Source organism: Corynebacterium sp. MC3, assembly GCF_900099485.1.
Lineage (GTDB): Bacteria > Actinomycetota > Actinomycetes > Mycobacteriales > Mycobacteriaceae > Corynebacterium > Corynebacterium pseudogenitalium.
This window is the reverse complement of the sequence record NZ_LT622815.1, coordinates 258,340-282,557: the sequence shown is the minus strand read 5'-3', so window position 1 is coordinate 282,557 and position 24,218 is coordinate 258,340. Positions and strand designations below refer to the sequence as shown.

At 58.9% G+C, this 24,218-nt stretch carries 22 protein-coding genes; 9 read left to right on the top strand and 13 right to left on the bottom strand.

Annotated elements, in window-relative coordinates:
• Positions 1 to 51 precede the first annotated feature (51 nt).
• From BQ4436_RS08140 to BQ4436_RS08130, 3 genes are all read left to right on the top strand, one after another.
• Entirely contained in the window at positions 52 to 273 is a 222-nt protein-coding gene (locus BQ4436_RS08140) for a hypothetical protein (protein WP_070976295.1), read from the top strand.
• Complete coding sequence (locus BQ4436_RS08135) at positions 270 to 626, top strand: hypothetical protein (protein ID WP_070976293.1); 357 nt, start codon at positions 270 to 272, stop codon at positions 624 to 626. Before BQ4436_RS08140 ends, BQ4436_RS08135 begins: the two co-directional genes overlap by 4 nt.
• 181 nt (positions 627 to 807) lie before the next feature.
• On the top strand, positions 808 to 1,155 hold the full coding sequence (locus BQ4436_RS08130; protein WP_070976292.1) for a proline racemase: 348 nt from the start codon (positions 808 to 810) through the stop codon (positions 1,153 to 1,155).
• Between the two features lie 31 nt (positions 1,156 to 1,186).
• Here the strand turns inward: BQ4436_RS08130 and BQ4436_RS08125 are convergent, their stop codons facing one another.
• Entirely contained in the window at positions 1,187 to 2,404 is a 1,218-nt protein-coding gene (locus BQ4436_RS08125; protein ID WP_070976291.1) for an AlbA family DNA-binding domain-containing protein, read from the bottom strand.
• Between the two features lie 1,919 nt (positions 2,405 to 4,323).
• Here BQ4436_RS08125 and BQ4436_RS08120 point away from each other — a divergent pair.
• From BQ4436_RS08120 to BQ4436_RS12275, 3 genes are all read left to right on the top strand, one after another.
• Positions 4,324 to 4,617 (top strand): addiction module antidote protein, encoded by a 294-nt coding sequence (locus BQ4436_RS08120; protein ID WP_070976289.1) that lies wholly within the window; start codon positions 4,324 to 4,326, stop codon positions 4,615 to 4,617.
• A gap of 307 nt (positions 4,618 to 4,924) precedes the next feature.
• Positions 4,925 to 5,692, top strand: coding sequence for a helix-turn-helix domain-containing protein (locus BQ4436_RS08115; protein ID WP_070976287.1), 768 nt, complete (start codon positions 4,925 to 4,927; stop codon positions 5,690 to 5,692).
• Positions 5,689 to 5,850 carry a hypothetical protein gene (locus tag BQ4436_RS12275; RefSeq protein WP_176754837.1) on the top strand — a complete coding sequence of 54 codons (162 nt, stop codon included), beginning with the start codon at positions 5,689 to 5,691 and terminating at the stop codon, positions 5,848 to 5,850. The genes BQ4436_RS08115 and BQ4436_RS12275 overlap by 4 nt, the downstream gene beginning before the upstream one ends.
• 849 nt (positions 5,851 to 6,699) lie before the next feature.
• Here the strand turns inward: BQ4436_RS12275 and BQ4436_RS12270 are convergent.
• The 7 genes from BQ4436_RS12270 to BQ4436_RS08085 all read right to left on the bottom strand — a co-directional run bounded on the left by BQ4436_RS12270 (position 6,700) and on the right by BQ4436_RS08085 (position 15,557).
• Positions 6,700 to 6,858: a hypothetical protein gene (locus BQ4436_RS12270; protein WP_176754836.1), complete on the bottom strand. Its 159-nt coding sequence runs from the start codon at positions 6,856 to 6,858 to the stop codon at positions 6,700 to 6,702.
• 88 nt (positions 6,859 to 6,946) lie between these two features.
• Positions 6,947 to 7,180, bottom strand: coding sequence for a PspC domain-containing protein (locus tag BQ4436_RS08110; RefSeq protein WP_070976285.1), 234 nt, complete (start codon positions 7,178 to 7,180; stop codon positions 6,947 to 6,949).
• A gap of 21 nt (positions 7,181 to 7,201) precedes the next feature.
• On the bottom strand, positions 7,202 to 7,675 hold the full coding sequence (locus BQ4436_RS08105; RefSeq protein WP_070976283.1) for a MarR family winged helix-turn-helix transcriptional regulator: 474 nt from the start codon (positions 7,673 to 7,675) through the stop codon (positions 7,202 to 7,204).
• 54 nt (positions 7,676 to 7,729) lie between these two features.
• Positions 7,730 to 10,366, bottom strand: coding sequence for an AAA family ATPase (locus tag BQ4436_RS08100; RefSeq protein WP_070976281.1), 2,637 nt, complete (start codon positions 10,364 to 10,366; stop codon positions 7,730 to 7,732).
• Positions 10,367 to 11,572 carry a metallophosphoesterase family protein gene (locus BQ4436_RS08095; RefSeq protein WP_070976279.1) on the bottom strand — a complete coding sequence of 402 codons (1,206 nt, stop codon included), beginning with the start codon at positions 11,570 to 11,572 and terminating at the stop codon, positions 10,367 to 10,369.
• A complete protein-coding gene (locus BQ4436_RS08090; protein ID WP_070976278.1) occupies positions 11,572 to 12,435 on the bottom strand; it encodes an SWIM zinc finger family protein in 864 nt (287 codons plus the stop codon). The genes BQ4436_RS08095 and BQ4436_RS08090 overlap by 1 nt, the downstream gene beginning before the upstream one ends.
• Positions 12,432 to 15,557 carry a DEAD/DEAH box helicase gene (locus BQ4436_RS08085; protein ID WP_070976458.1) on the bottom strand — a complete coding sequence of 1,042 codons (3,126 nt, stop codon included), beginning with the start codon at positions 15,555 to 15,557 and terminating at the stop codon, positions 12,432 to 12,434. The genes BQ4436_RS08090 and BQ4436_RS08085 overlap by 4 nt, the downstream gene beginning before the upstream one ends.
• A gap of 105 nt (positions 15,558 to 15,662) precedes the next feature.
• On the opposite strand from BQ4436_RS08085, the gene putP reads away from it, so the two are divergent.
• The 3 genes from putP to BQ4436_RS08070 are packed head-to-tail and all read left to right on the top strand — an operon-like array spanning position 15,663 to position 18,403.
• Complete coding sequence (gene putP, locus BQ4436_RS08080) at positions 15,663 to 17,249, top strand: sodium/proline symporter PutP (RefSeq protein WP_070976276.1); 1,587 nt, start codon at positions 15,663 to 15,665, stop codon at positions 17,247 to 17,249.
• A 2-nt stretch (positions 17,250 to 17,251) separates the two neighbouring features.
• Positions 17,252 to 17,887 carry an HNH endonuclease family protein gene (locus BQ4436_RS08075; RefSeq protein WP_070976274.1) on the top strand — a complete coding sequence of 212 codons (636 nt, stop codon included), beginning with the start codon at positions 17,252 to 17,254 and terminating at the stop codon, positions 17,885 to 17,887.
• Between the two features lie 30 nt (positions 17,888 to 17,917).
• Complete coding sequence (locus BQ4436_RS08070) at positions 17,918 to 18,403, top strand: DUF2269 family protein (RefSeq protein ID WP_070976273.1); 486 nt, start codon at positions 17,918 to 17,920, stop codon at positions 18,401 to 18,403.
• Positions 18,404 to 18,406: 3 nt separating this feature from the next.
• Here the strand turns inward: BQ4436_RS08070 and BQ4436_RS08065 are convergent, their stop codons facing one another.
• The 5 genes from BQ4436_RS08065 to BQ4436_RS08045 form a co-directional block, all read right to left on the bottom strand.
• Entirely contained in the window at positions 18,407 to 19,309 is a 903-nt protein-coding gene (locus BQ4436_RS08065) for a trypsin-like serine protease (protein ID WP_070976271.1), read from the bottom strand.
• Positions 19,310 to 19,348: 39 nt separating this feature from the next.
• Positions 19,349 to 20,167 carry a trypsin-like serine protease gene (locus tag BQ4436_RS08060; RefSeq protein WP_070362655.1) on the bottom strand — a complete coding sequence of 273 codons (819 nt, stop codon included), beginning with the start codon at positions 20,165 to 20,167 and terminating at the stop codon, positions 19,349 to 19,351.
• Positions 20,168 to 20,256: 89 nt separating this feature from the next.
• Complete coding sequence (locus BQ4436_RS08055) at positions 20,257 to 22,392, bottom strand: DEAD/DEAH box helicase (protein WP_070976269.1); 2,136 nt, start codon at positions 22,390 to 22,392, stop codon at positions 20,257 to 20,259.
• Positions 22,389 to 23,531 carry a HAMP domain-containing sensor histidine kinase gene (locus BQ4436_RS08050; protein WP_070976267.1) on the bottom strand — a complete coding sequence of 381 codons (1,143 nt, stop codon included), beginning with the start codon at positions 23,529 to 23,531 and terminating at the stop codon, positions 22,389 to 22,391. The genes BQ4436_RS08055 and BQ4436_RS08050 overlap by 4 nt, the downstream gene beginning before the upstream one ends.
• Positions 23,528 to 24,211: a response regulator transcription factor gene (locus tag BQ4436_RS08045; protein ID WP_070362658.1), complete on the bottom strand. Its 684-nt coding sequence runs from the start codon at positions 24,209 to 24,211 to the stop codon at positions 23,528 to 23,530. Before BQ4436_RS08045 ends, BQ4436_RS08050 begins: the two co-directional genes overlap by 4 nt.
• Positions 24,212 to 24,218: the final 7 nt, after the last annotated feature.

Genomic DNA, 24,218 nt, shown 5'->3' with positions numbered 1-24,218 from the left:
GCCTGCCCCTGGCCTAGCGCACGACGGGCGAGGTTAGGCAGGCTACTTTCCATGACCCACCACAACTCGAGCGCAGCGACACCACACCGCTGCACCGAAGAAAAGAAACCCACGACCCCACGCACGCCCAAGGACGTGTTGCTCTCGTTCGACGTGTTCTTCAACCGCGACGAGCTCGTCACAATGAACAGGTTCCTCCGCCGCCACGCCGACAGCGTCCGTGTTGTCGGCGCTGACGGTGAGCACGTTCACCTCGACGTGTTCCAGGCATGAAGTTTTTGACCACGCTGGTCAAGTACTCCGACCAGGACAGCGGCATGCTCACACTGGAGGCCGATACGAACCTGCGTCATCTGACGTACTACGAGCGGGACACCCTCGTGGCCGCCGACCAGTTCGACCCGAAAGAGCTGGCGGCCGCCGACGCACCAAAGGAGGACGCGCCCCGCAAGCTCCTGGGCGTAATGTTTAGCCAGGACACCTGGGAAGTCTGGACGGCAGAAGGCATTGACTTCCTCGCCCGCTGTAACGACTTTGAGGAGGCTCGTCGCATTACCCAGTCGTTCCGGGACGAGAGGGTGCCGGCGCAGTTGAGTAGGACAATTCGTACGGTCTACCCTGTGTAGAAATACAGAGAGAAACCCGCCACGGTGAGCGAAGGGTCACCGTGGCGGGTTTCGACAGACCGACCCTGTCGGTGACCGCCAGCGATTAGAACATGTAGTCGATACTTCCGTACCCGCGTCGAGCCCGTCGCTACCCTCGGTGTTGTCCCCTCTCCAAAACACCACAGTCAAGGAGCACACAATGTCTTTCCCCGCCCCCGACACCATTATTCGAGACTGGCTGAACGAGCGTGCCGAAGCAGGCGTTGTCCGCGCCAAGGTCGTCACCGACGTCGCCTACAGCGACGGGGTGCTGACGGTGACAATCGAGCCGGAGAAGTTCGTTGACTTGAGCGCCTGGAACTCGCTGAACGAGGGCTACTCCGACTCGCTCGGCGACTTCTACGCCACGGAGCTCGGTTGGACGAATAAGCAGTCCGTCTACCTGCGCGAAATGGTCACCGAATTGCGCGTCGTGACGGCAGACGGCTCGGTGCTCGAAACGGTGGACACCGCCGCCTACCAGCGGAAGAAGAACCCGCAGTTCTAGCAGGACGCCACGGCCAGGCGCTTAAGCCTTACTACTTTCTCCACACCGGAAGCTGCTCCACGCCTGCCTGGTTCAAGCAGTCCCGAACCAGCGACCTTGCGGTGTCAATGAGCGGAGCGTTCGCGGTGGCACTTACCTCCGCCTCGACCGGGCTAAACGACTCTAACGGCAGCGGGTCTTCGGAGAAGTACCTCATGTCTTTCGGCTGCCACAACACCAGCGACTTGTCTTGGTCCCACTCAACGTTGCAACGCACGGTGTAGTCGGCGTTGCCGGTGACACCTCCGTAGTGGCGAATAAGTGCCAAGAGGTCGCCCACCAAACACGCAAACGCATGCGTGGGCACAATCTGGTCCCCCGTCGAGAACGCCACCCTGTCCAGCCGCGACAGGACGGTGACAACCCCGTTTTCGTGCAGCTCGACATACGCGAGCAATTCTTGCGTGTCGTACTGCTTTCCCGAAAACGTCCAACACTTCAAACCCCTGCGGCAATTCGAGGCAGTCGCCGGAGACACCGCCCCGTTGTATTCCAGGCGCAGCGGGTCGTCATAAGCGGCAAACCTTGCCATAATCGCGTCACGCTCAGTAACGTCGTCCTTTCTTGCCGGATACGTCGGCACCGCAACACCGACACCCCAAAAGCCGTCACTAGACCGCTTCGCGGCCACCTTGCTATACACCTCGTCTACTTCACGGGACGAGGCTTCTTCCCGTTGAAACCGCAGCCTGTACAGGTTCGCAATCTCAGGCTCACTCAACCACTCTGAGTGACTCCCGTTACGAGTAGGCGCAGCGAGTGCCGTGGCGTTTTTCTTTTCGGTGAAGTACATATGCGGCACTTGCTGACTGGCTGGCACCACGACGACGAATGCTTCGTGTTCAGGGTGCTCGACCCGGTGGAACTCCACGTCCCGCAGCGGCGGCGAAATGTAGGCGGTGGCAACGGTCAAATACGACTGTTCCAGTCCAGAGGAGTACTCACCGGCACTGACCCTTTTACCGGCGTGGTCTTTCATGTCGGGCAGCTCGCCCACGCCGTAGACAATGACCCCGCCGCCACTATTCGCCATAGCGCACAAGTCTTTCTTCACGTCGCTCTCAGGCCGAGTCGGCTTGCTGTCGATCTTCTCTTTGAAGTCGAGGTCTTGCCGCTCCGCAGTGCGCTCCTCGACCAGTCGGTCGAGCATCTCGTTTGTGAACTCGTCGGTGGGCGCTATTCCAAGGGCGGAGTGCAAAGCGGTGAACATAGGTGCCATTGTAGAAGAAGTTTCGATGGTTCTATCTCACAGCAACGGTCACGCAGGACGTTCAACTTCTCCTCGCCCCGCCCCGAACCCCACAACGCACCCCGCTCCGGTTTCCGACCTGTACCCCGCTTCCGTGTCGGCAGACGCTCCGGCAAACAGGTCGAATACCGCAACGACCCCCGAAGCGAACCCCACCGAACACCGAGACGAACCTCGGGGCGGCAAACGCGGCGCACCCGGCCACGACACGCCCGCCCGACCCGACAACCGAGACGGGGTGTCGGGGCGGGAGTCTGCGGTAAAAGCGGTGAGTAGAACGTCTGCGAAGCTACTGCGAACCAGTCGCAACGCTTGGCGGTACGGGTTTTCGTGGCGGGGTGCGTGCCGGGGTTTCCGGGGCGGGGTTCGGTTCGGTTGTCGAGGCGATAGGCGACGCGAGGGTCGGTACGGGTTTCGCTTCGAGACTCGGGGGGCGAGGGTCGTTGCGGGGTGTGTAAGGAAGCAGTGGAAAATGTGTAAGCCGCTACTTCAGTGGCGGCGAGTCTAGAGGTTGGGGAGTTTATTGAAAGCCCCTTCACGAGCATTCTTGAGAATCCTCCCTTCACTGATTCCGAAAATTACTTTTCGACCCCCTCCGAGCCGACATGTGACGATCGCCGCCGACTTGATGTCCGATTATAGAAAAATCCTGTCTACGGAACCGGTCCTTCCGAATACAGAGGCGAGATTTCCGCATTTTCAACTTCCACCACACGATTTGCAGGCGTGCGGCGCAATGCGAAAGGTGGTTCCAGCGTTGGGCTCCGGAACGGTGAAGCCCTTGGCGAGAATAAGGGGTGCCACCAATACAGGCAGCTCGATAACGTCTCTCCTCATCGACTCTAGATACGGACATTTTGATTTGGAACCGCCACACACAAGATGGGCGCGAATCGCTTGTTCTACTGCTTTGTTCGAGGGAACACCACAAGCAAGAATTTTGTCAGCCAACTCGGCTTCCCGTTTCACGTGCTCAACATGCATAAAAGGGACGCCGATCTGACCGTCATCGGTCGGTCGTCTGCTCGACGAGCGGATTCCTTTTGTTATTAATCGAGAGACGATAACTGCGTTGGCACTACTGCCAAGCGTTCTTCACGCAAGCGCCGATGGATCCACCAGTCCACCCAGTGTGCCCGATAATGAACATAATGCATGCTGTTCCAGCAGTTCCTGCGCAGGCCGCGCTGATCACGGCCAAGATGACCCAATTTATGCCGATGCTATTAAGACAGTCCTAGCCAGGATTGTGCACGTAAGAGGCTGCTACCAGTCCCGCTGTTGGTAGGCGATCTGCCATTATGAAGCGTCCACCTTGGAGCGTTGTACCTCGACCTCTTTGCCCAACACCTAGCTACACGACGTCAATGCTGCGGTGGAAGAGTCGCTTTGTCGAATTGGGAGGCGACCAGTTTCATCTCAGACCCGCATTCTCGCATCTCGCGGTTGATGTCGGTGATAGCTCGCTTAAACTCCCACTCACCCTCCAAACCAACCCTCAAACCGAAAGAGGAGTCAGCTATGAGAGGGGTTTCCCTCTTGACCGTTGTAGCTTGTAGGCTACATTTGGGTGTGTGCAGATTATTTCCAGTAGCTTGTTTGACGCCTGATTAGGTGAGCTGAAAGACAAATGTGCTCAGCGGCGCATTTTGTATGCAATAGCCCGATGCGAAGCACACGGAACAATGATTGGAGACATCAAACCCGTTGGCGAGAAAGTGAGCGAGATGAGATTTCATTTCGGGCCCGGCTATCGGGTGTACTACACCCCAACTAGGCGCAGTGACGGTTTTCCTGCTGGCCGGAGGAGATAAATCCAGCCAGGCTAAAGATATTCGAACCGCTCAAAAGCTCGCACAACAGGTAAGGGAGGAACAGTCGTGAAGGAAGTAACGTTTTCAGCGTTCGACGCAAGCAAATATCTCGATAGCCAAGAAGCAATAAACGATTACCTGGCTATCGCCCTCGAAGACGGCGATACGAAAACCGTACAGGTGGTGTTGCGTGACATTGCAAGGGCACACGGCATGAGCCAGCTCGCTAAAGAAACTCAACTCAACCGTGAATCCCTATACAAATCACTATCAAGAGACGGTAACCCGTCCTTTGCGGCTATTACGAAAATCATGAAAGCCCTAGGGGTCAAAATAACTCTCGCTACACAAAATGCCTAGTTACCTGCTGGAATCACATCACCAATAAACCGGCTCTGTCCAGCGCGACGAATACCATCTCTAACGAATCCGACAATCCGACACCGACGGACATTCCACGCCCACAGGACGCCCGCCACGATAAGACCGAAGATTATGCCCGAAATGATGCCTATACACATGGCTTCTCTTTCTCGTATTGGACAGTTCTACACGCTGTACGCCCCGAAGAACCCCATCTGCACGGGACACTGTAGATCCGCGACGTAGTCCTAACCAGGGGGCTATCCAGCAGATAAACTCTGCTCCAAGAACGTTAGGGAGGATCGTGAGCGACTTAGACAGGTTTCGCAACGGAGGTCGGCACAAGCGCAAGACCACCGCTGCATGGGTGAAGTCCACTAAGCCGAGCGAAGAGTCAGAACGCCTTGCGGGTGACCGCGAGCTCTATGAAATTCTGCGAGAGCAAGGCTACCAAGGCAAGGACTACGACGATTTCGAAATCGAACTCATGGGGTACGGGTTCGCCTGTATCAAGAAGTGGATTCTCACAAAAGAACTGCTAGCCAAGTGCGATGAGAAATTGAACTTCGTCCCCAAAGAAGAGGACGTCCGTTTAGACCTACTTACCTCAGATGAAGCAGAGGAAATTGCTCAAGACATCGTCGTGGAATCCGTCCTCGGGTTTCGGGAAGACGCACTTGTTGGAGGAAAGTGGTCACCGACTGGCGGAGCAAGTCTGAAGACCTTCTTCGTCGGCAGGTGTCTAATTGAGGCGTGCAAGGTGCTTAAGCAACGCGCCAGAGCACTCAAGAGGGCTGCACGCTATATTCAAAAGGTTGAGGAAGATGACTGGCTTGAACTGCCCTCGCGAGACATGCCGTTGGAGACTCAGTTTGAACTCGATGACGAACTGCGCCGTGTAGCCGGGTTACTCTCGGACAAGGAGTTAGAAGTAGCGCGCCTGCGTGCCGAAGGACTTTCAGCGAAGGAAATTGCGGACAGACTCGGGACGCTTCCTCGCAGTGTAAACAAGGCGTTGGAAAGGGTACGAGCGAAAGCACGAAAGCATAGGAACGAAGGAGGCGTCGCATGACTAACCGTTACAAGGATGCTTTGGGACGCTCGTCGTTCGGTACCCAAGAGGTACGCCAAATGCGAGCCAAGGTGTCGAATAAGCAGACAGCTACAATGGCGAGGAAACTTGCCGAAAAACGTGCTTCTACCAGCCAAAAGGGGAAATACTCACGTTAGCCGCCTAAGACTGAGTAACGGGGCCGAGTTGCAGCTCGACCCCGTTGAGATGAGAGGTTAGTCTCGGTCATCACTTGGACGTGATACACAGAGTCTAACTGAGTTGACAGCGTTACAAGCACGAAACGCGCTCACTCTCGTCAAACTCCGAAGGAGGTTGTCGAGTATGGCTCGACGCAGTGTGAACCGGTCTGCAAAGACCGGCAAGTTCGTTTCCAACGCAGCAAGGGGTCGGTGGCCCAACAAGACCACGACCGAGCGAGTCGGAAAGGGAACTAGCAACAATCGCACCGTGACCCGATCCGCAACAACAGGCCGCTTCGTCACCACACGATGGGGCGACGAGAACCCCGGCGGAACTATCCGCCAGCGGGTTTAGCCCAAGAGACCGGCTCCTGACGGAGTTGGCTGGCTAGGAGACCCCATTCATGTTGATTGAGTTCGGCATGAATGGGGTTTTCGTTTTTAGTTCAAAAACGCGAAGATCCCCGGCGCAACTTGTACGTGAGCGATGGATACAACGTCCGATTCCTAGCTGGCTTGCCCAACTTCTGGATGCAGTGTCTCTGTTTGTTGCCAACGGTTGCGCACCTTCCCGAAACGGTGCGGTTTTGAGCTTGAGCGTGGGCCCTGCCGATTAACGAAACGGGCACGCGGAGCGGGTGGCGAAGCGGCGCGGGTCACCTGGTAAGCATGGAGACGTGGAACATTTTGTTAGGGGCTGTGGACACTAGGCGCGAGGGGTTTGGCTAAAGCAGGTGGAGGAGTTTTCTGAACCCCCGTTCACCCCCACTACCCAGCGTTTTGCTTGGTAGCGGAGGTTTTGTTTGGTTCACCACAAAGCAGCAACTACTGCCCGCTTTCCTTCTCGGCACTCTTTTTTACCAGATCCACGATCCGCTGAAAGTCATCACTCGAATCAATCTCATCGGGGTCGACTTTTACGAACGCCATTGGACGGGCCGAGGCTGGTCGGCGATTACGCATCTCATCCTTAGTTTCTGGCATCGCGAACAACTCCCTTACGAGAAATAGACAGCTCGGTACAGTACGGGGTGAGTGTAGCACTCCAGCATCCTCAGAGAGCGTTCACGCGTTAGAACTCTGGCGGAATCACAATCCAGGCCACTACGTAAAGAATGATCAAAGGTACAAACGCCGTAACGAGTCCGATAAGCACGATACCGATTCGAACAAGTGCAGGGTCGAGGCCAGCATACTCCGCGATTCCCCCGCAGACCCCGGCGATATATTTGTCCACCATGGAGCGCTGCAGTCGCTTTGGGCTAGGGTTTGACTGGTACTGGGGTTGGTTTGTCGGGAAGGACATGGCGCCTCGCTTTCCTTTTGGTTATCTATGGAGTTCGGAATTGATTTGAGCACCAAGTATCCCTTGGAAGAACTTGGTCAGCGCAGGAACATCGTCGGGGTCAAGATGGTCAAAGACGAGACGCCGAACACTTTCCACGTGGCCCGGTACTGCAGCCTCCAAGCGATGCAAGCCGTCGTCAGTCAAGGTGACCAGAACACCCCGGGCATCACCTGGACTCTTCTGCTTCGACACCAACCCGCGCTTCGCCATGCGAGTGACCTGATGTGATGTGCGGGAACGGTCCCACTCCAGAACCCAGCACAGATCACGCAACCGCATCGTGTGTTCCTCGGCTTCTGACAGACTGACAAGCACCGAGAACTCTGGCGAAGAAAGATTAGAATCTGCCTGGAGGGTGTCGTCGAGAGCGCGGGAAATCTTCCGCGAAGTGGCAAGCATGAGCCGCCAGAGGTCCTGTTCGGCGTCGCTGAGCCAGTGTGGTGCGTCAGACATACCTCTCACTGTAGTAGAAATCTCAGTGCTCCCCAATCATGTTCATAGCATCCATCAACTAGTCTTCAGCTGCTCAATTTCGTAACGGTTGTCGCTGGCCACGCCGTCGTAACGGTTGGGATAGCAAGTCAGCACAATGACCTGAGCATGCTTGCCCACCCTATTAAACAGTGCATTCATCAGTTGCAGGCGGTGCGGGTCTGTTGCCCCGAGGGCGTCGTCAATGACCACAGGAACCGGCGAGGTGCCGTCGCGGGCAACAAGCTCCGCTATCGCGAAGCGGGTCAGCAGTGCCAATTGCTCTTGCGCACCACCGGATAGCTCCTCGATCGGTAGTGACACACCCGCAACGTTTCGTCGAGTGATTTGTAGCTGGTCGTCTAGCTCAAATTCAACATCTCGGCCGAACAACGCCCCCGCGTACCCTTCGAGCGCCGCGGCGAACGGTGCCGCATAGCGCGCATTCGCTTCTTCGCGGTAGCGCTGCAGTGTGTCGTATAAGAGTTTGGTTGCCTCGGCGCGACGCTTCGTGCGGTGGTATTCAGATTCGGCAGCATCGAGGGTTGCTTCAGCGCGGTCGACTTTTTCTGCGATGCCAGAGGCCATCTCGAAATAGCTTTTCAGCTCCGCGATGCGCTTGTCGGCCGCTGTGTAGCGATCCTGCAGGTTCACTAAACGGGTCTGTGCACTCTCGAGGAGTGCCTGTGCCATATCAACATTCGCGTCCTTAGCCGCCGCCGTCACTTCATCCAGCGTGGCACGCGCGGTGCTAAGGCTTTCTGCAGCGGTTTGCTGTGCCTGATCCAACTCTTCGGATGTGATGCGTTCCTGTTCCACGCGCAGCTCTTCATCTGCGTTATGCACAGCTTCATCGTACGCAGAAAGCTTCGTCTCCAGTACCAGCAGCGCTTGTTGCGCTTTGCGGTCTTGGTGAGGTTCCAGCGTGGCGGCAGCTACTTCTGCGTCATGCTGTGCCGCTTGCAAGGCTGCCTCCGCCGCTTCGAACTCGCGCTCCGCTGCTTCGCGTTCCAACACCGTGGGGTTGTCGCCTAGGGTCGCTGCGTGTTCCGCGCGCAACTTCTGCAGTCGCACGTGGCGCTCCTGGAGCGCAGACAGGTCTCTGCCTGCGAGAATATCTTCTCGACGCCGCTTCGCATCCTCCACGTCCTGAGCAAAGGCTCGGTGCTCGTCACGCTTCGCACGCACTTCCGCAACGTCTTCGCAACCGAGCTCCGCGAGCACCTCTTCAAGCGCACGCTCGGCTGCCTCCACCGCGCCGTGTTCACCCACACTGTTGGCACCCGCGCGGTACGTGAGGTGGAATTCGCCGAATTGGAGGGTGGTGGCGTCGAAAAGCTCGATGGTGCGCTCCCCATCGACGTGTGTGGGAGCGTCATCGTGGACGAACGTGGCGTCTTCGGCACGCACGGTCAGCTTTGCGGTCGCCGCGGCTCGGATGGTGCGTTGGATTTTCACCTCGCTTGCAGCTTCCTCAGCACGAGTCACGTCCGCGTCGGTGATAGGTCGGACGGGTGATTCGGAAACAAGCTTTTGATATTCAGTCTGTGCGGCCTCGATCTGGTCAAGCACTGCTTGCAATTCTGAAAGCTCCTGCTGGCACAGCGCGTACTCCCGCATGGCACGGGTACGACGTGCGTTCTCACGCGCTTTCGCCAACTCGGTTTGGCGCCGCTTTAAGGCATCGGTGAGTGAGGCAATGGTTACTACTTCCTCATCGTTGGCTTGCTGCGCGAGAGCTCTCTTCTTCTCGAGCGCGACGTGTTGCTCACGTAACTGCGCAAGGCGCTGCTCAAGCTTTTTCCTGTTCTCCACGTCTTGTGCGGCGCGTTGTGCTGTAAGCTCCGCGTATTTCACGGCTTCTTGCGCAGCCTGACGCTGAGCGACGACCTCTTCGGCATGTTTTGCGTCGACTTGTCGGGCTTGGAGGTCCTGCTGCGCTTGAGGCAGCTCGTCCTGAATCTGCTGCATCTGTTGCTGCAGTCGCTCTACTTCTACGACTTCATCATCAAACTTTCGCTTCTGATTCACCAGTTCCTCATGCTGCTGGCGTGCGTCTTCGACTGCTTTCTGAAGCTTGTCGTATTCGCCTCGCGGGCGACCCGTGGGTGTGAAGAACGCTGCATATTCGTCGCTGACACGCTGCATGAGCGCGGTGTCATCGTAAGCAGCCTCCTCGGCGCTGAGTCCGGCATCCCCGTCAAGGGTCCGCACAACACTTGGGATGCCCGCTGCGCTGATCCCTGCCGCGAACTGCCCCTGGCGCAGGAAGAGCGTCGAGGCGAGCTCCTGGTCAAGGTTTTCCGCGAGGATCCGCGCAAGCTCGTCGTCAGCCTCGCGGCCGGTGTACTGGCGCAGCTGCGGTCTGGTGATGTTGAGCTCCGAGTACTTCCCCTTCCCCCACTGTTTGGCAATGGTGAAGCTGTAATCGCCAACCGTCGCCTCAAGCTTTACCGCAGGCGAAACGTCCCTCCCGATCGGAGTGAGCACACCAATCTTCTTGCCTCCGGCAGTGTGGCGTTCGTTGAGCACTGTCGTCAGCGCGTCAAGGATGGTGGATTTGCCTGCTTCGTTATTGCCATGGATCACGATTACACCGGTATCTGGCAGGTCACGAAGCTCTAGCCCCTGAATACCACGGAAGTTTTCAATGGTGATCGAATGGATGCGCATTTAGTTCACTTCCTTGGAGAATCGGAACAGAAGGTTCACAGCGTCACGTGCTGTCGCAGAGCCTTTAGCATCATCATGCGCGGATGCCTGGGAAATCAGGTCCCGCATCGCCTCGGCCGCGTACCCGCTCAGCGGAAGGTTTTCGAGCTCTTCATCGCTGGGCGCCAAGTGCAGGCTCATGAGCCGGTCACGCTCGTACAACGCAGCGAACACCGGCTCAAGCCGCCCGATCGCCTGCTCAAAGGTCGCCATCGCCGCAAGGCCAAGCGTGCCGCGGACGGAATACTTCACCACAGTGCGGTCCTTGTGCTCGTAGCGTTCAAGCTGCTCCACTATCTTTTCGACGTCCCCTTCCTCACTGACCTCCCAGTCCAGTGCCTCAAATGTCCACGCTCCCGTCGCAACCGGCTCGACGTTCACAGTGCAGTCTTCCGCGGAGGACTTCGTAATCTCGACGACGAGCGCGTTACCGGAATCAACCTCGCCGCCACCACCAGGACCACCGATAGCAAAGTCGTGGAAATCGGTTGTTTCCGGGCTGCCCGAGAACCACACGCGCCCACTCGTGCCGAGTGACTGCGTGGAGTGCGTATCCCCCAACGCGACGTAATCGATCACCCCCGAGGCCAGCTTCTCCTCCAGCAAATCCAGATCGATGAGCGCTTCGGCCTGTTCTTTGCCGTAGCCGTCTACTTGGCCGTGGCCAACGAGGACTCGAATCGTATCCGTCGGCTCCAAGTCACGTACGGCACGGGCACAGAGGTCCTCAGAGGAGTATCGGGCTTTGAGAGGCGCGCCGACAAGCTCAACGCCAGGGACGACCTCTACGGGATCGAAGGAATCGAGCACGTGCACATTCTCAAGGTCATCGGTGGCGTGGAAAATGGAGTCCGCCACCAGCGGGTCGTGGTTGCCCGGGAGCAAGTACACCGGCACTGGCAGGCGCTTCAGCACCTCGAGTGCTCGACCAAGCGTCTCCCGTTCGAGCGCGTTGTGCTCAAACACATCGCCGGCGATCACAATACAGGCTGCATCATGCTCCGTGGCTACTTGGCCGAGACGTTCAACGGCGCGCAAGCGGGCGTCGTCAAACCTCGATTGGGCTTCGGAGCGCAGAAACTTCCGAGTCATGCCAAGCTGCAGGTCAGAGGAGTGGATAAATCGAAACGTGTTCACATACTCACTACTACCAAACGGCTCGGACATTAGTCTTCGGTTTCAGTCAGAGCGTAGAACAGATCTTCGATATCGGAGACAGCCCGCAGCTGGTCGATGTTGGTAAAGGAAATCGTCTGCATCGCCTTGTGCAACATCGTGATGTCAGAATCTTCGATCATCGGAGCGACTTTCGGGGTAGGCAAATCAGGTAACGCGCCGCCTTCCCAAAAGTCCGGCTGCGGGCGCGGTGTAGACGCCGTGACTTCGCCCGGCGCGTCAGGCTGCGCTGCCTCGTGCTGCACAGTCGGTGGCGCCATGCCGGTCAGTCGCGCAATCGAGCTATCCCGGAGTTGGAGAATGAATTCGTGGTGTTCGCTCATGCGCTGTGCCGCCTGATACCCCACTGCGACGATGTGTTTGCAGGCTACGGCGGGGTCGGGGCAGCTACAGTGCAGCCGAAACTCCTCAGGACCGTTGGCGATCAAGGTGTCCAACGCCTCATCGGTGTAGACGCCATTGCGCGCTTTCATTAATGCCGCGGAGTCGTGCGCAATGTCGGACAGCAGGCCACCGATGTCAGCAGCGGTGCGCCGTGGTAGCTCAATGACGGTGTGAAACGGCTCGATTTGTGAGCCGGTCACAACCGCATCGATCCCACCCAACCGTGGATAGAGCTCGGCGACGTGACCGCCGTTGGCGTACGCAATGCCCCGCTTGATGCGACCAGCATCGCTGTATCGCACGACTGCTTCCCAGATCCTGCGGCCTGCGGCATTCCACGTCGCAGGAACGTCTTTGTACCGCGATCGAGTCTCAGAAGCTTGCTTCGCCTGCTTCTGTTCCGGGGAGCGCCGACGTGCGCCGAAGTTTGCATAAATAACGTTGTCTTCGCGTGGTCGCTGAGTGCTCATAGGTTGCGCTCGCCTCCGTTTCCTCGGTAGCTCATCAGCTGTGCCAGATCGTCAGCGTCGAGTTCCGTAATCCAGCCTTCGCCCTCGCCAATCACTGCACCTGCCAGGTGCATCTTGCCATCCAAGATGTCCTGGATCGATTCCTCCATGGTTCCGCGCGTAATCATCTTGTACACCGTGACGTCTTTCTTCTGGCCAATGCGGAACGCACGGTCCGTCGCCTGGTTTTCCACGGCGGGATTCCACCAGCGGTCAAGGTGGATCACCATCGATGCAGCAGTCAGGTTGAGTCCGGTACCGCCTGCTTTGAGGCTCAGCAGCATCGCGCGCGGCCCGTTCGGCTCCTGGAAGTGCGCAACCATAGCATCGCGCGCGCTCTTTCCTACCCCGCCGTGGAGGAACGGGATGAGCTCACCGAGGTAGTCGCTCAGGTATGGCCGCAGAATGTCACCAAACGCTTTGTACTGGGTAAAGATCAACACTCGTTGGTCGGTACGCACTGCCTCATTGAGCAGCTCCACAAGGCGGGCGACCTTGCCGGACCTGTGGTGGCCGTCGGCAAGTACTGGTGATCCATCGCCCAGGAAGTGAGCCGGGTGGTTGCAGATCTGCTTGATGCGAGTGATCGTGGCAAGCACGAGACCTTTACGCGCCATACCCTTGCGTTCCTGCAGTTCGCGCTGCATGCGGTCAACGAGTGCTGTGTAGAGCGCCGCTTGCTCTGTAGTCATGTCCACTGTCAGTACATGCTCTGCCTTGTCCGGCAGGTCGTCGATGATCGCGGTGTCCGTCTTCAGCCTGCGCAGGATAAACGGCGCGGTGAGGCGCTGCAGGCGCTCCCCCATCTCGTCGGCGAGGCCCTCGTCCCGGCGCGACTCAATTGCCCGAGCGAAGTGGTTGCGGAAGAAGGACTGCGAGCCGAGGATGCCGGGGTTCACAAAGTCGAGGAGACTGCGCAGCTCGGAGAGCTTGTTTTCAATTGGAGTGCCTGTCAGCGCGATACGGTGGCGAGCTGGCAGCGCTCGCACGCTTTTCGACGCCCTCGTCCCCGCATTCTTAATCGCCTGAGCTTCGTCGAGCACCACATGGTCCCATTCGATCGAAGACAAGTCGATCACATCGCGCGATGCGATCCCATAGGAAGTGATGGTGACGTCATGCTTCTTGAGAGCCTCGCGCAGTTCCTCCCCCTTGTATCGGGCACTGCCGTGGTGGACATATATAGAAAGGTGCGGCACGAACTTCGCGGCTTCGCGTGCCCAGTTGCCCACCACGGAGGTCGGCGCAACAACGAGGGTTGGTCCGGTGCGCTGCCCGCGTTCCTCTTCGACGGCAAGCAGGGTGAGCAGCTGAAGCGTCTTGCCGAGTCCCATGTCATCGGCAAGCACGGCACCTAGGTGGTTTCGGGACATGTAGTAGAGCCAATCCACGCCACGACGCTGGTACTCGCGGAGCTCAGCATGCACGGTTCTTGGGATGTCGACTCGCTCCGGCGCCGGGCGGTCCATTCCGCCGACCAGGGACGTAAACCACCGTGAACCGGTGAATTCGAGTGGCGAGTCTGGCCCACTCTCCAGCGCAAGCTGACGCAGCTCCTCCGCGGTTACCGCGCCGTGCTCCTCTGACGCTTCGAGTTTCTGGTACTCCTCCTCGAGCTGGTCGGCGCGGGCTGCGAGCGCTTCGGCGTCATCTGCTCCCGCATCAGTTGCAAGCTGCGCAGTTGTCCGGGCTTCTTCTGCTTCACGCTTGGCCCGCGCAAGCGCCGTCCCGTGGAGCTTCTCCATGTACCGCTTCGTGCGCTCGAGGTGTCGTGTATCGGCGAGCACCCACTCGCCGCGCAGTTTGATCAGCCCAGACTTCGACTCGACGAGCCGCTGCATTTCGTCATCCGTCAGTTCAGTTCCGCCGATGCTGACGCGCCAGTCGTAATTGACCAGCTGGCCGAAGCCAAGCCGGGTCACCGCGGTTGCGTCGTACGGGTTCTTCGCTTCCGAAAGATGCAGCTTCGATGTTGTCTCCGCAGTTGTCCAGGCGCGTGGCAGCATCACCGCGTAGTTCGCAAGCCGAAGCTTGCTCACCTCAGTCTCCACGAACTGCACAATCTCTTCCGCTGACAGGTACACGTCCCAGTCGCCATCGAGCGCAGAGCCCGGCGTTGTCGCGGCACGTCGGTGCGTCGATGGATCAATCAGGTCGGAGACCCTGATGGCGTCGCGAAGCACGGAGTGGAGCTGCTGCACCGTATAGGCGTCATACTCCGACAGCCGGATGGGCCGCGGCGACTCGTCCCCGGAGCGCACGTTCACCCGAATCGGCCACTGCGTGAGCGCTTCATCGCCCCCATCTTCTGTGTCTGCGGGCTGCTCCACGATGAAGACCAGTTGGAAATTCGTCGCAGTGATTGAGCCGTTCCACTGGCTCATCTGTCGCGAAAACGCGCTAGAGCCTCGCCGTAACGGCGTCCCGTGAAGCAACGACTGTACAAAATCGTGCCACGGAAACGGGCGCTCACCGCGCAGCATAGGGGAGTTACGCAGCTGGGCAGACGCGATCCAGTGCACAAATGTGCGCGAGCAGTCTTCGTCGAGCCGTCGGTTGTTCTCCGTAAGTACGCCTGGCGCAGCCGCAATCATGTCCGCGAGCCAACCGCGTTCCTCCACCCCGGTGCCGAGCTGCCACTGCGCGAACCACTGAAAGTCCTGAGACGGCACGTGAATCGACACCCTCCCAGCCTGCACAAACCGCTCCAGCCCGAGAAACATCTGGATGAGCCACAAAAGATCCGGAGCTACCGACGCCCGCTGCTGCTCCGTGAAACCTTCCGGTGCCGGAACGTCTGGGTCCAGGAGGAAGGACATTGCTCGTAGAAACTGTACTGCCTCATCGGGGGCGAATGCTGCCGTCGGCACCCGGAGCCGCAATAGTTTGCCTTTCGGCGTGCGCAACATGACCTTGCCGCGGTGGCGGAACTTGACCCCTTCGAGCAGTGTGTGGACCGGTTTGGGGAAGGTCCCCTTCGGCACTTCGTCGAGTGTGATGATTTTATGGCCAGCCACCTGCTCGACCCAGACCTGCAAGCCAGAATCTGGCAGCCACAGCCCGTGAAGAAGGAATTTTGGCAAGCCCACCCTTATACCATCCTTGATTTCGCTACATCGACTACGGTTCTAACGGTAATCTTTAAAACTCTACTCGCTTATTTTTTCTATTGCTTTAGGGAGGCAAACATGGCCGATAGCTTCTGGCTTGTCCTTGCCATTGTGTTGTATTTCGGTGTCATGGTTGCCATCGGGTTTTATTCGTGGATCCAGACGAGCAAGTATGACGACTACGTTCTTGGCGACCGTGGACTGCACCCATTCGTAGCAGGCCTATCCGCGGGCGCATCAGATATGTCGGGCTGGCTGCTGATGGGGCTGCCGGGCGCATTGTTCGTTTCCGGCATGAGCGAGCTGTGGATCGTTATTGGACTCTTGGCCGGGTCGTGGGCGAACTGGAAGTTTGTCGCACCACGCCTCCGCGCTTATACGGAAGTATCAAATAACTCGATTACCTTGCCGTCCTTCTTCGAGAACCGCACCCGTGACTCCTCACACGTCCTGCGGTTCGTCGCCGCCGTGATCATTATTTTCTTCTTCACGTTCTACGTTTCGTCAGGCATGGTCTCGGGTGGCCGTTACTTCGAATCCACTTTCCATGGTGACTACCTCACAGGCGTGCTCATCGTCGGTTCGATTACTGTGCTGTACACGTTCATCGGCGGCTTCCTCGCTGTGAGCTATACCGACGTTGTCCAAGGGGTCTTGATGTTCTTGGCGCTGGTCACGGTGCCACTGATGGCACTGCTCTCGCTCGATACCCCCTCTGATATCTTCTCGTTCGCTTCCCACAACGCCTACGGCCCGTGGGAGGCCGGCAATCCGGACTACTTCAACATGATCGCCGGTGTCTCGTTGGCAACCATCATCGGCAACTTGGCGTGGGGCTTCGGCTACCTGGGACAGCCACATATTGTTACCCGATTCATGGCGCTGCGCTCCCCGGCTGAGGCAGCCAGCGCACGCCGGACCGGAATCAGCTGGGTCACCATCTGCTTTGCGGGTGCGGTGTTCACCGCGCTCGTATCGACGGTCTTCTTCGCTGAAACACCGCACAGTGTCACTGACCAAAGCGGCTTCGAAACCATCTTCTTGGACCTAGCCCGCATCCTCTTCCACCCACTCATTGCAGGTATCGTCCTTACAGCGGTGCTCGCGGCGATTATGTCCACAATGTCCTCCCAACTATTGATCACCTCCTCCGCGCTTATTGAAGACATCTATCGGGCCGTGGCGAAGCAGCGTCCAAGTCAGACCGTGCTGCTCGTGCTCTCGCGCACGATGGTGGTCTTGGTTGCAGCGGTCGCGATGGTGCTGGCAATCAACCCATCGGACACGATCCTGGGCCTGGTCGCGTTCGCGTGGGCAGGCTTCGGCGCAAGCTTCGGTCCCGTTGTAATTGCATCGTTGTACTGGCGTCGTCTCACTGCCCCGGGCGCCATCGCTGGCATGATCGCCGGTGCAATCACGGTATTCGTGTGGGGCTCCTCCGACACGCTGTCCGGCATCATCTACGAAATCGTTCCGGGTATCGCATTCGCGACGATCGCGCTTGTCGCTGTCTCCTTGCTGACCAAGCCGAAGCAGGGCGTCGAAGACGAGTTTGACCATGCTCTTGCAGTGACAAACTTTGCGCTCACCACTCCGGACGCAACGTTCGCTGACGCGCTCAAGGCGACTGCGGGAACCGAAGGGGCCTCCCACGCGTCTAACTAGACGTGCGTGTTTACCTCACTCTGCTACTTATCCTGACCATCGCGTACGCCCCGTTTCCAACGGGGTTTTCGCGTATCGACGCCCCCACGACTCGCCAACGCGTTACTATCATCGGCTACGAGCGGGACAACTTCGGACCAGGCTGGCAGCGCCACGCCACCGGATGCACGACCCGCGAGCACGCCATGGCGTACGCGTTTGAGCAGCCTAATTGCAACGTTCCGCACCGGCAGTGGGAACCGGTTGACGTTATCGATCCGTACACCCGCGAACGCATCAGACCTAAGGATGTGGAGCTCGACCACCTCTTCCCCCTCTCCGCAGCATGGGACATGGGTGCTTTCGCCTGGAGCGACGAGCAGCGACTCCGGTTCGCGAATGACCCCCACAACCTCATCGTGACCTCGAGCAAGGCGAACCAACAAAAATCAGACATGCTACCGAGCGAGTGGATGCCTCCATCGATCCCGCAGCAGTGCGCATACGCACGGCAGCTAGCACGCGTTGCAAACATGTACGACCTGCGCGTAACCACCAATGACCTTCGCACAATGCGCCGTGCATGCAAGGGATGGCGAGGCGTCGCCGCCCACCTCATTGGAATTGGTATGTTCCCTACCACCAATTCGCCTAGGTGATGGTGGACGTATCAAGTACAGTGGTTGCCTATGACTACTCTGTTAACTTTCCTTCACGTCGCAGCCGCCATCTTGCTGCTGGGCCCGATCGTCGTATCCACCTCGATGTTCCCGCGCCAGGCCGCCGAGGCACAGGCGGGCGATGCGGCCGCTGCCGGTCGCGCGTCGATCCTGTACCGCATCTCGCGCACTTACGGCATCGCGTCCTCACTCGTTCCGCTGCTCGGTGTCGCCATCCTCTTCGGCGACTGGGCTGCGTACAATACGAACTACTTCCTGCACACCTCTATCGTGTTGGCAGTCATCGCCTGGGCACTGCTGCTTTTCGTGGTCATCCCGACCCAGCGCAAGATGGTCGGTACACTCGGCGAGCTGGAGCCCGCCGAGGCCGACCCAGCCGATGTCACCGCGAACTTTGAAAAGTCGAAGGCTAAGGCTTCCGCGTTCGCTGGTGTCTTTAACCTTTTGTGGTTCATCGTGTTGGTGCTGATGTTCTTGCCAGCACCAACTGTGTAGTTACTAGAACTTTATCGACGACGCCAGGCTAAGCAACGCCAACACGATCGGAACAACGATCGCGGCAATCTCACCCGGTGTCATATCGCTGGAGCTTTCGGACTTCGACGAGGAGTCCCGCTCCGAGCTCTTATCAGAGGACAGCAGCCGGTCGTAGAGACCGGCTTCATTTATGCCAGCAGCTCCAAAAACCAGGTCCGACGCCTCGGACTGACTCACCCTCTTCCCCTCAACAATCGGGGCGGCCCACAGCCAATCCTTTCCGTTAATCTTGATGCCATTTATGCTGGCGAAACCTGCATTGCCGAATGCTGGGCCGGCTGACAGCACCCCTGCAAACTTCTTTGTCCCGTCCTGTTCCTCGACCCAAATCGGTCCACCGGAGTCGCCTGACTGGGGTGAGCCCACCGTCGCAGAAAACCCTCCCCCACCACGCGCAGCGCGATGGAACTTCCCACACGTAACGTCGTTCGTGCCCATGTGAGATGTTTCCCCATGGAAGCACGTTTTCACGCCACGCTTGATCGAAGTGATGTCGGCCTTTGCGTCACCGGAGTAGATGTTTTCGCCCATCGACACGCCCCGGTCCCACTCGATCCAGGCAAAGTCGTTCGAAAATGAATGATCGTATCCAGGCGAGAGATGCAGCGTCCCGATGCTCTCCGTAGTGGGACGATCAGTTTTCCTGTCGTATAACGCGATACGAGCCCCATCGTGTCCACAGTGCGCAGCGGTGTAACTGACACCAGCTTCATGATCGTTAAATCCCAGCGTGCACAGACCACTACCGGTATAGATAGCATCACCCTGGGTCGGCTGGATTGGTGCCGCGGTAGCGCTTGGCACGAGGACTGCAGTCGAGAATGCTGCGACGGCCAGCGAAGATATGAATTTCTTTGTCAACATACTTCTATACTGGCACAGTTCTGCAGGAATGCTAATGAGCTAGCTGTAATTCACTACGCCTGGTAGGAACCCTGCGAGTGCACTGAACCCGTCAGTCACAGCGCCACGAACCGCATCAGCAGCCGGGCCAACGGCCGAGCCCGAAGCCGGCATCATGAGGTTCTGCGCATACAGGCCCAACAAGCGTGACTCAGCGACGCGAGGCCCATCAGTAGCGTGCACGCCAACGACCAGGTCGCGCGAGCCCAGCAGCGGTACCTTTTGTGCAACCCACTGCGAAGAAACAACGCCAACAAATCCGCGGCCCGGAATCCACAGCGGGCCACCGGAGTCGCCGGGACGGGTCATGGGCGCTTCAACGAAGAACGTATTTCCTTCTGCTCCGCCGAAGCGACCGCACGTGGGGGCGCCCGTCGGCCGGTTCGAGGTTTGCCCGAAGTAGCACACGCGCTCACCGACGGCGATTGTGTTTGGGTTTACCCACGCGTCACCGGAGAACCGGTTGCCGCCGATCTGCACCGGCGCGTCCCACTGGATAGCGGCCCAGTCATTGCCAAGGCGGCCGTCGTACGCCTTCGAGCGATACAGGGTGCCGAGCTGTGGCGAAGCAACCCTCGCGTTGTGGTCCACGATGCGCACACGCGCACCGTCCGGTCCGCAGTGCGCCGCAACCAGGCTTCGCCTGCGAGACGGTTCATTAAATCCGACGGTGCAGTAACCGCCGCCTTCAACCATCACGGCTCCGCCCTGCTCTACTCGCTGCAGGTTCTGTGCCTGCGCAGTTGGCAAGTTCGTTACGACGCCCACTCCGAGCGCAAGCGCCCACCCCAGCGTGAGCAAACGGCGATTCAACTTCATGCCTGTGCAGTCTACTGCACAACCAAGCAATGAAAAACGCACCCGTCGAGTAGTCATTACTCAGCAGGTGCGCTCAGGATCAAGGGCGATTAGTCCCAGTTGCGGTCATGCCCGCGTCCACCGCGGCGATCGTCACGGTCGTAACCGCCACGTCCCCGGCCGCGTCCACCGCGGCGATCATCGCGGTCGTAACCGCCACGCCCGCGCCCGCGTCCACCGCGGCGATCATCGCGGTCGTATCCACCACGCCCGCGCCCACCGCGTCCGCGCGGAGGTGCACCGTGATCACGCTGAATATTGATCAGCTGACCGGAAATACGGGTATCCGTCAGGCGATCAAGGACCGCGCTGTCCAGGTTCTTCGGCAGCTCAACCAGGGTGAAGTCCCCGCCGATTGTGATGCGACCAAAGTCCTTGGAGCTCAAGCCCCCCTCGTTGGCGAGCGCGCCAACGATTGCACCCGGGCGAACATGCTGGCGCTTGCCAACATCCAGGCGGTAGGTGTCGAAGTTCTCCGAATCGTGGTCGAAGCGGCTGCGGCCTCCACGACGGTCATCACGGTCCCGCCCGCGGCCACGGCGGTCGTCGCGATCCCACCGATCACGGTCCCGCCGATCGCGACGGTCCTTCGGTGGCTCCTTCATCAGGAACTCGTCACCCGCCAAAGCCTGCGTTGCCAAAGCAGCGGCGATGTCGTCCATCGGCACGTTGTTGGCAGCGGAGTATTCGCGAACCATGGACCTAAACACCTGCACCTCGCTCGCCTCGAGCGACTCGGTGATGGAGTCCATAAACTTCGTCTTGCGGCTCTCGTTGACTTCGTCGACCGTCGGCAGATCCATCTCTTCGATGGTCGCGTTGGTTACGCGCTCAATGGAGCGCAGCATGCGACGCTCACGCGGAGTGACAAAGAGGATCGCCTCACCGGTACGGCCTGCACGCCCGGTGCGGCCGATGCGGTGCACGTATGACTCGGTGTCATTCGGGATGTCGTAGTTCAGCACGTGGCTGATGCGCTCAACGTCCAGGCCACGAGCAGCGACATCGGTAGCGACCAGGATGTCAAGGCGGCCGTCGCGAAGCTGATCGACGGTGCGCTCACGCTGCTGCTGAGCGATGTCACCGTTGATCGCAGCTGCGGAGAACCCGCGGGCACGCAGCTTCTCAGCCAGCTCCTCAGTCTCCTGCTTCGTACGCACGAAGACAATCATTGCCTCAAACTCAGTGACTTCAAGGATTCGGGTGATCGCATCGAGCTTGTTGCGGTGCGCCGTGAACAGGTAACGCTGGGTGATGTTCGTATTGGTGCGCGTCTTCGACTTCACCGTGACTTCGGTCGGGTTATCGAGGTACTGCTTCGAGATACGGCGAATAGCGTTCGGCATCGTCGCAGAGAACAGCGCAACCTGCTTCTCTTCCGGTGTGTCCTCCAAGATGCGTTCCACGTCTTCCTGGAAGCCCATGTTCAGCATCTCGTCTGCCTCATCGAGGACAAGGAAGCGCAGGTTGGAAATGTCCAACGAACCCTTCTCCAAGTGATCGATGACGCGGCCCGGAGTACCCACGATGATCTGGGCACCGCGGCGCAGACCGGACAACTGGATACCGTATGCCTGGCCACCGTAAATCGGAAGCACGGAGATCCCGCCAAGGTGGTCTGCAAACGACTGGAAGGAGTCTGATACCTGCAGCGCAAGCTCACGTGTTGGCGCGAGGATCAGTGCCTGCGGGTAGCGCTCCTTGCGGTTGATCCGCGAAAGGATCGGCAGCGCGAACGCGGCCGTCTTACCGGTACCCGTTTGCGCGAGGCCGACAACGTCGCGGCCTTCCATCAACAGTGGAATGGTTTCAGCCTGAATCGCGGATGGCTGCTCAAAGCCAACCTTCTTCACGGCATCCACGACTTCTTCAGGCAGATTCAGGTTCTCGAACCCGTTCACTGGCTCTTCAGCGGTCTCGTCTGCCTCTGTGGCCTCGTCCGCCTCGCTCCCAGCGAGGTCCGCCACGTCGCCACCGACGACGTCGGCAAGGCTCAAAATCTGCTCAGTCTCATTAGTTTCGGCATTGGCTGCGTCTTGCGCAGCGCCGGTTTCCTCAGAAACTCCCGCATCCCTGGTGTCCTCACGTGCAGCATCCGCTGCGACATCCTGCGGGTTTTCCTGATTTTCCGACACATTCATATCCGGCTCTTTCTCGCCGCCGGTGGCGTTTTCGGAAGTGATCATTGTTTCCCCACAGTACGCCACCCTGCAGTGATTTTCCTATTCGCCACTGGCAATGTCATCCGCGCCACGAGTCCGCCACCAACTTCAGCGCTTCGCGCCTCGAGCGCCAGCTCCCCGTGGTGCGCTCGCGCAATCGTATCAACCAGCGCCAGCCCTAGTCCGTGCCCCGGACGCGCACCAGCAACGCGCGCATTCGCCCTGCTAAATGGCTCTACGAGCTGGCTGACTGTGGCAGGGTTCAACACGTCCCCATCATTGACGACGCCCACTTCGACCCCATCACCGGATCCAGTCCGGCAAACACGCACCAGCACAGTCCCGTCCACGCCGTGGATACGAGCATTCTCGATGAGGTTTTGGATCGCGTGGCGCAATAGTACAACGTCGCCGAGGACGTGAATGTCTGGCTCGATGGTGGCGTCGATACCTTCGGCGCTCGAGGCGACAGTGGTAATGAGCTCTGAGATGTCAATGTCGCGCGCCTCGAGTACTTTGGCCTCGGCCTGGCTGAAGTTCAGCAGCGACGTGACCATCTCCGCAGACGACGCATTCACGGTGCGGATGTCGCGGATGGCGTCGCGTAGCTCCTCTGCAGGTGCATTCGGGTCTAGTAGCGCGACATCTGCGATGGTCTGAATGGTAGCGATCGGGGTTTTCAGCTCATGGGACGCGTTTGATGCAAAGCGTTGCCGTGCCGCGATGGAGTGCGCGAGGGACTCCAGCATCGAGTCGAGTGCGTGCGCGAGGTCAGCGACATCGTCAGCGGGGCCTTCGTAGTCGAACCGCTGATCAAGATCGCCAGCAGAGACCAGACGTGCAGTCGCCGCGATGGTACGTACGGGTTTGAGCAACACACCCGCGACGAACCAACCGATGGCGCCGGCGAGCGCCGTCAGCACGCACAGCGCGACGAGCGAGGCGCCGAGCATCACGTTGAGCACCTCGTGTGAGATGGGCACGGAGCCATCAATAAATGCTCCGTCACTGCCGGGAACGCCCCCGACGCCCTCGATGACAGCTTGCACAGGTACCGGAGTCAGGCGCAGGTAGAGGTACACCACCGCAGTCAAACTCAGCCCTGCGGTAAAAACCGTTGCCACGAACAACCACGACGTACGCGCGCGAAGTGAAAGCCTCATTGGTACGGCTCCTCCGCAACGTAGTAGCCAGCGCCGGGCATTGTTTGCACAATCCAAGGCTGCCCCAGCTTGCGCCGCAAGTGCGAGATAGTGACGCGAATCGAATTGGAGAACGGGTCCGCGTTCGCGTCCCATGCCTCTTCTAAGAGCTGCTCCGCGGAAATAACGTGCCCCTGTGCTCGCATCAGCGTTTCAAGCACCGCGAACTCTTTCGGCGACAACGCAATCGACGCGCCGCTTCGGTGGACTTGGTGAGTGCCTCTGTCGAGGATGACGTCGCCGCACGTGAGCGTCGAGGTTGTTTCAGGTGCGGCTCGTCGCAACAAGGCTTTGACGCGAGCCAGCAACTCGGGCAGCTCGAACGGCTTGGTCAGATAGTCGTCCGCCCCAATCTCGAAGCCTTGGAGACGATCCTCGAGCGTTGCGGACGCCGTGAGCATCAGCACCCGCGTGTTTGGGTACAGCTCACGGACGGTTGCACAGACGTCGTCGCCGTGAACCTCGGGGATATCTCGGTCGAGCACGATCACATCTATCGGTTGTGATTCCAGGCGGTCGAGCGCGGAGCGGCCGTCGTAACGCACATCAACGAGCATGTCCTCACGGCGCAGTGCTTTGCCTAACGCATCGGCGAGCAGCGTCTCGTCCTCAACGATCAAAATCTTCGGCGGTGCAGCCACAACAGCC

Bases quoted from the DNA above. Each gene is read 5' to 3' on its own strand.
- BQ4436_RS08065 (WP_070976271.1), bottom strand. From the start codon at position 19,309: ATGTTGACAAAGAAATTCATATCTTCGCTGGCCGTCGCAGCATTCTCG.
- BQ4436_RS08050 (WP_070976267.1), bottom strand. From the start codon at position 23,531: ATGAGGCTTTCACTTCGCGCGCGTACGTCGTGGTTGTTCGTGGCAACG.
- BQ4436_RS12275 (WP_176754837.1), top strand. From the start codon at position 5,689: ATGACTAACCGTTACAAGGATGCTTTGGGACGCTCGTCGTTCGGTACC.
- BQ4436_RS08135 (WP_070976293.1), top strand. From the start codon at position 270: ATGAAGTTTTTGACCACGCTGGTCAAGTACTCCGACCAGGACAGCGGC.
- BQ4436_RS08130 (WP_070976292.1), top strand. From the start codon at position 808: ATGTCTTTCCCCGCCCCCGACACCATTATTCGAGACTGGCTGAACGAG.
- BQ4436_RS08095 (WP_070976279.1), bottom strand. From the start codon at position 11,572: ATGTCCGAGCCGTTTGGTAGTAGTGAGTATGTGAACACGTTTCGATTT.
- BQ4436_RS08110 (WP_070976285.1), bottom strand. From the start codon at position 7,180: ATGTCCTTCCCGACAAACCAACCCCAGTACCAGTCAAACCCTAGCCCA.
- BQ4436_RS08055 (WP_070976269.1), bottom strand. From the start codon at position 22,392: ATGATCACTTCCGAAAACGCCACCGGCGGCGAGAAAGAGCCGGATATG.
- BQ4436_RS08100 (WP_070976281.1), bottom strand. From the start codon at position 10,366: ATGCGCATCCATTCGATCACCATTGAAAACTTCCGTGGTATTCAGGGG.
- BQ4436_RS08060 (WP_070362655.1), bottom strand. From the start codon at position 20,167: ATGAAGTTGAATCGCCGTTTGCTCACGCTGGGGTGGGCGCTTGCGCTC.
- BQ4436_RS08125 (WP_070976291.1), bottom strand. From the start codon at position 2,404: ATGTTCACCGCTTTGCACTCCGCCCTTGGAATAGCGCCCACCGACGAG.
- BQ4436_RS08140 (WP_070976295.1), top strand. From the start codon at position 52: ATGACCCACCACAACTCGAGCGCAGCGACACCACACCGCTGCACCGAA.
- BQ4436_RS08090 (WP_070976278.1), bottom strand. From the start codon at position 12,435: ATGAGCACTCAGCGACCACGCGAAGACAACGTTATTTATGCAAACTTC.
- putP (WP_070976276.1), top strand. From the start codon at position 15,663: ATGGCCGATAGCTTCTGGCTTGTCCTTGCCATTGTGTTGTATTTCGGT.
- BQ4436_RS12270 (WP_176754836.1), bottom strand. From the start codon at position 6,858: ATGCCAGAAACTAAGGATGAGATGCGTAATCGCCGACCAGCCTCGGCC.
- BQ4436_RS08105 (WP_070976283.1), bottom strand. From the start codon at position 7,675: ATGTCTGACGCACCACACTGGCTCAGCGACGCCGAACAGGACCTCTGG.
- BQ4436_RS08070 (WP_070976273.1), top strand. From the start codon at position 17,918: ATGACTACTCTGTTAACTTTCCTTCACGTCGCAGCCGCCATCTTGCTG.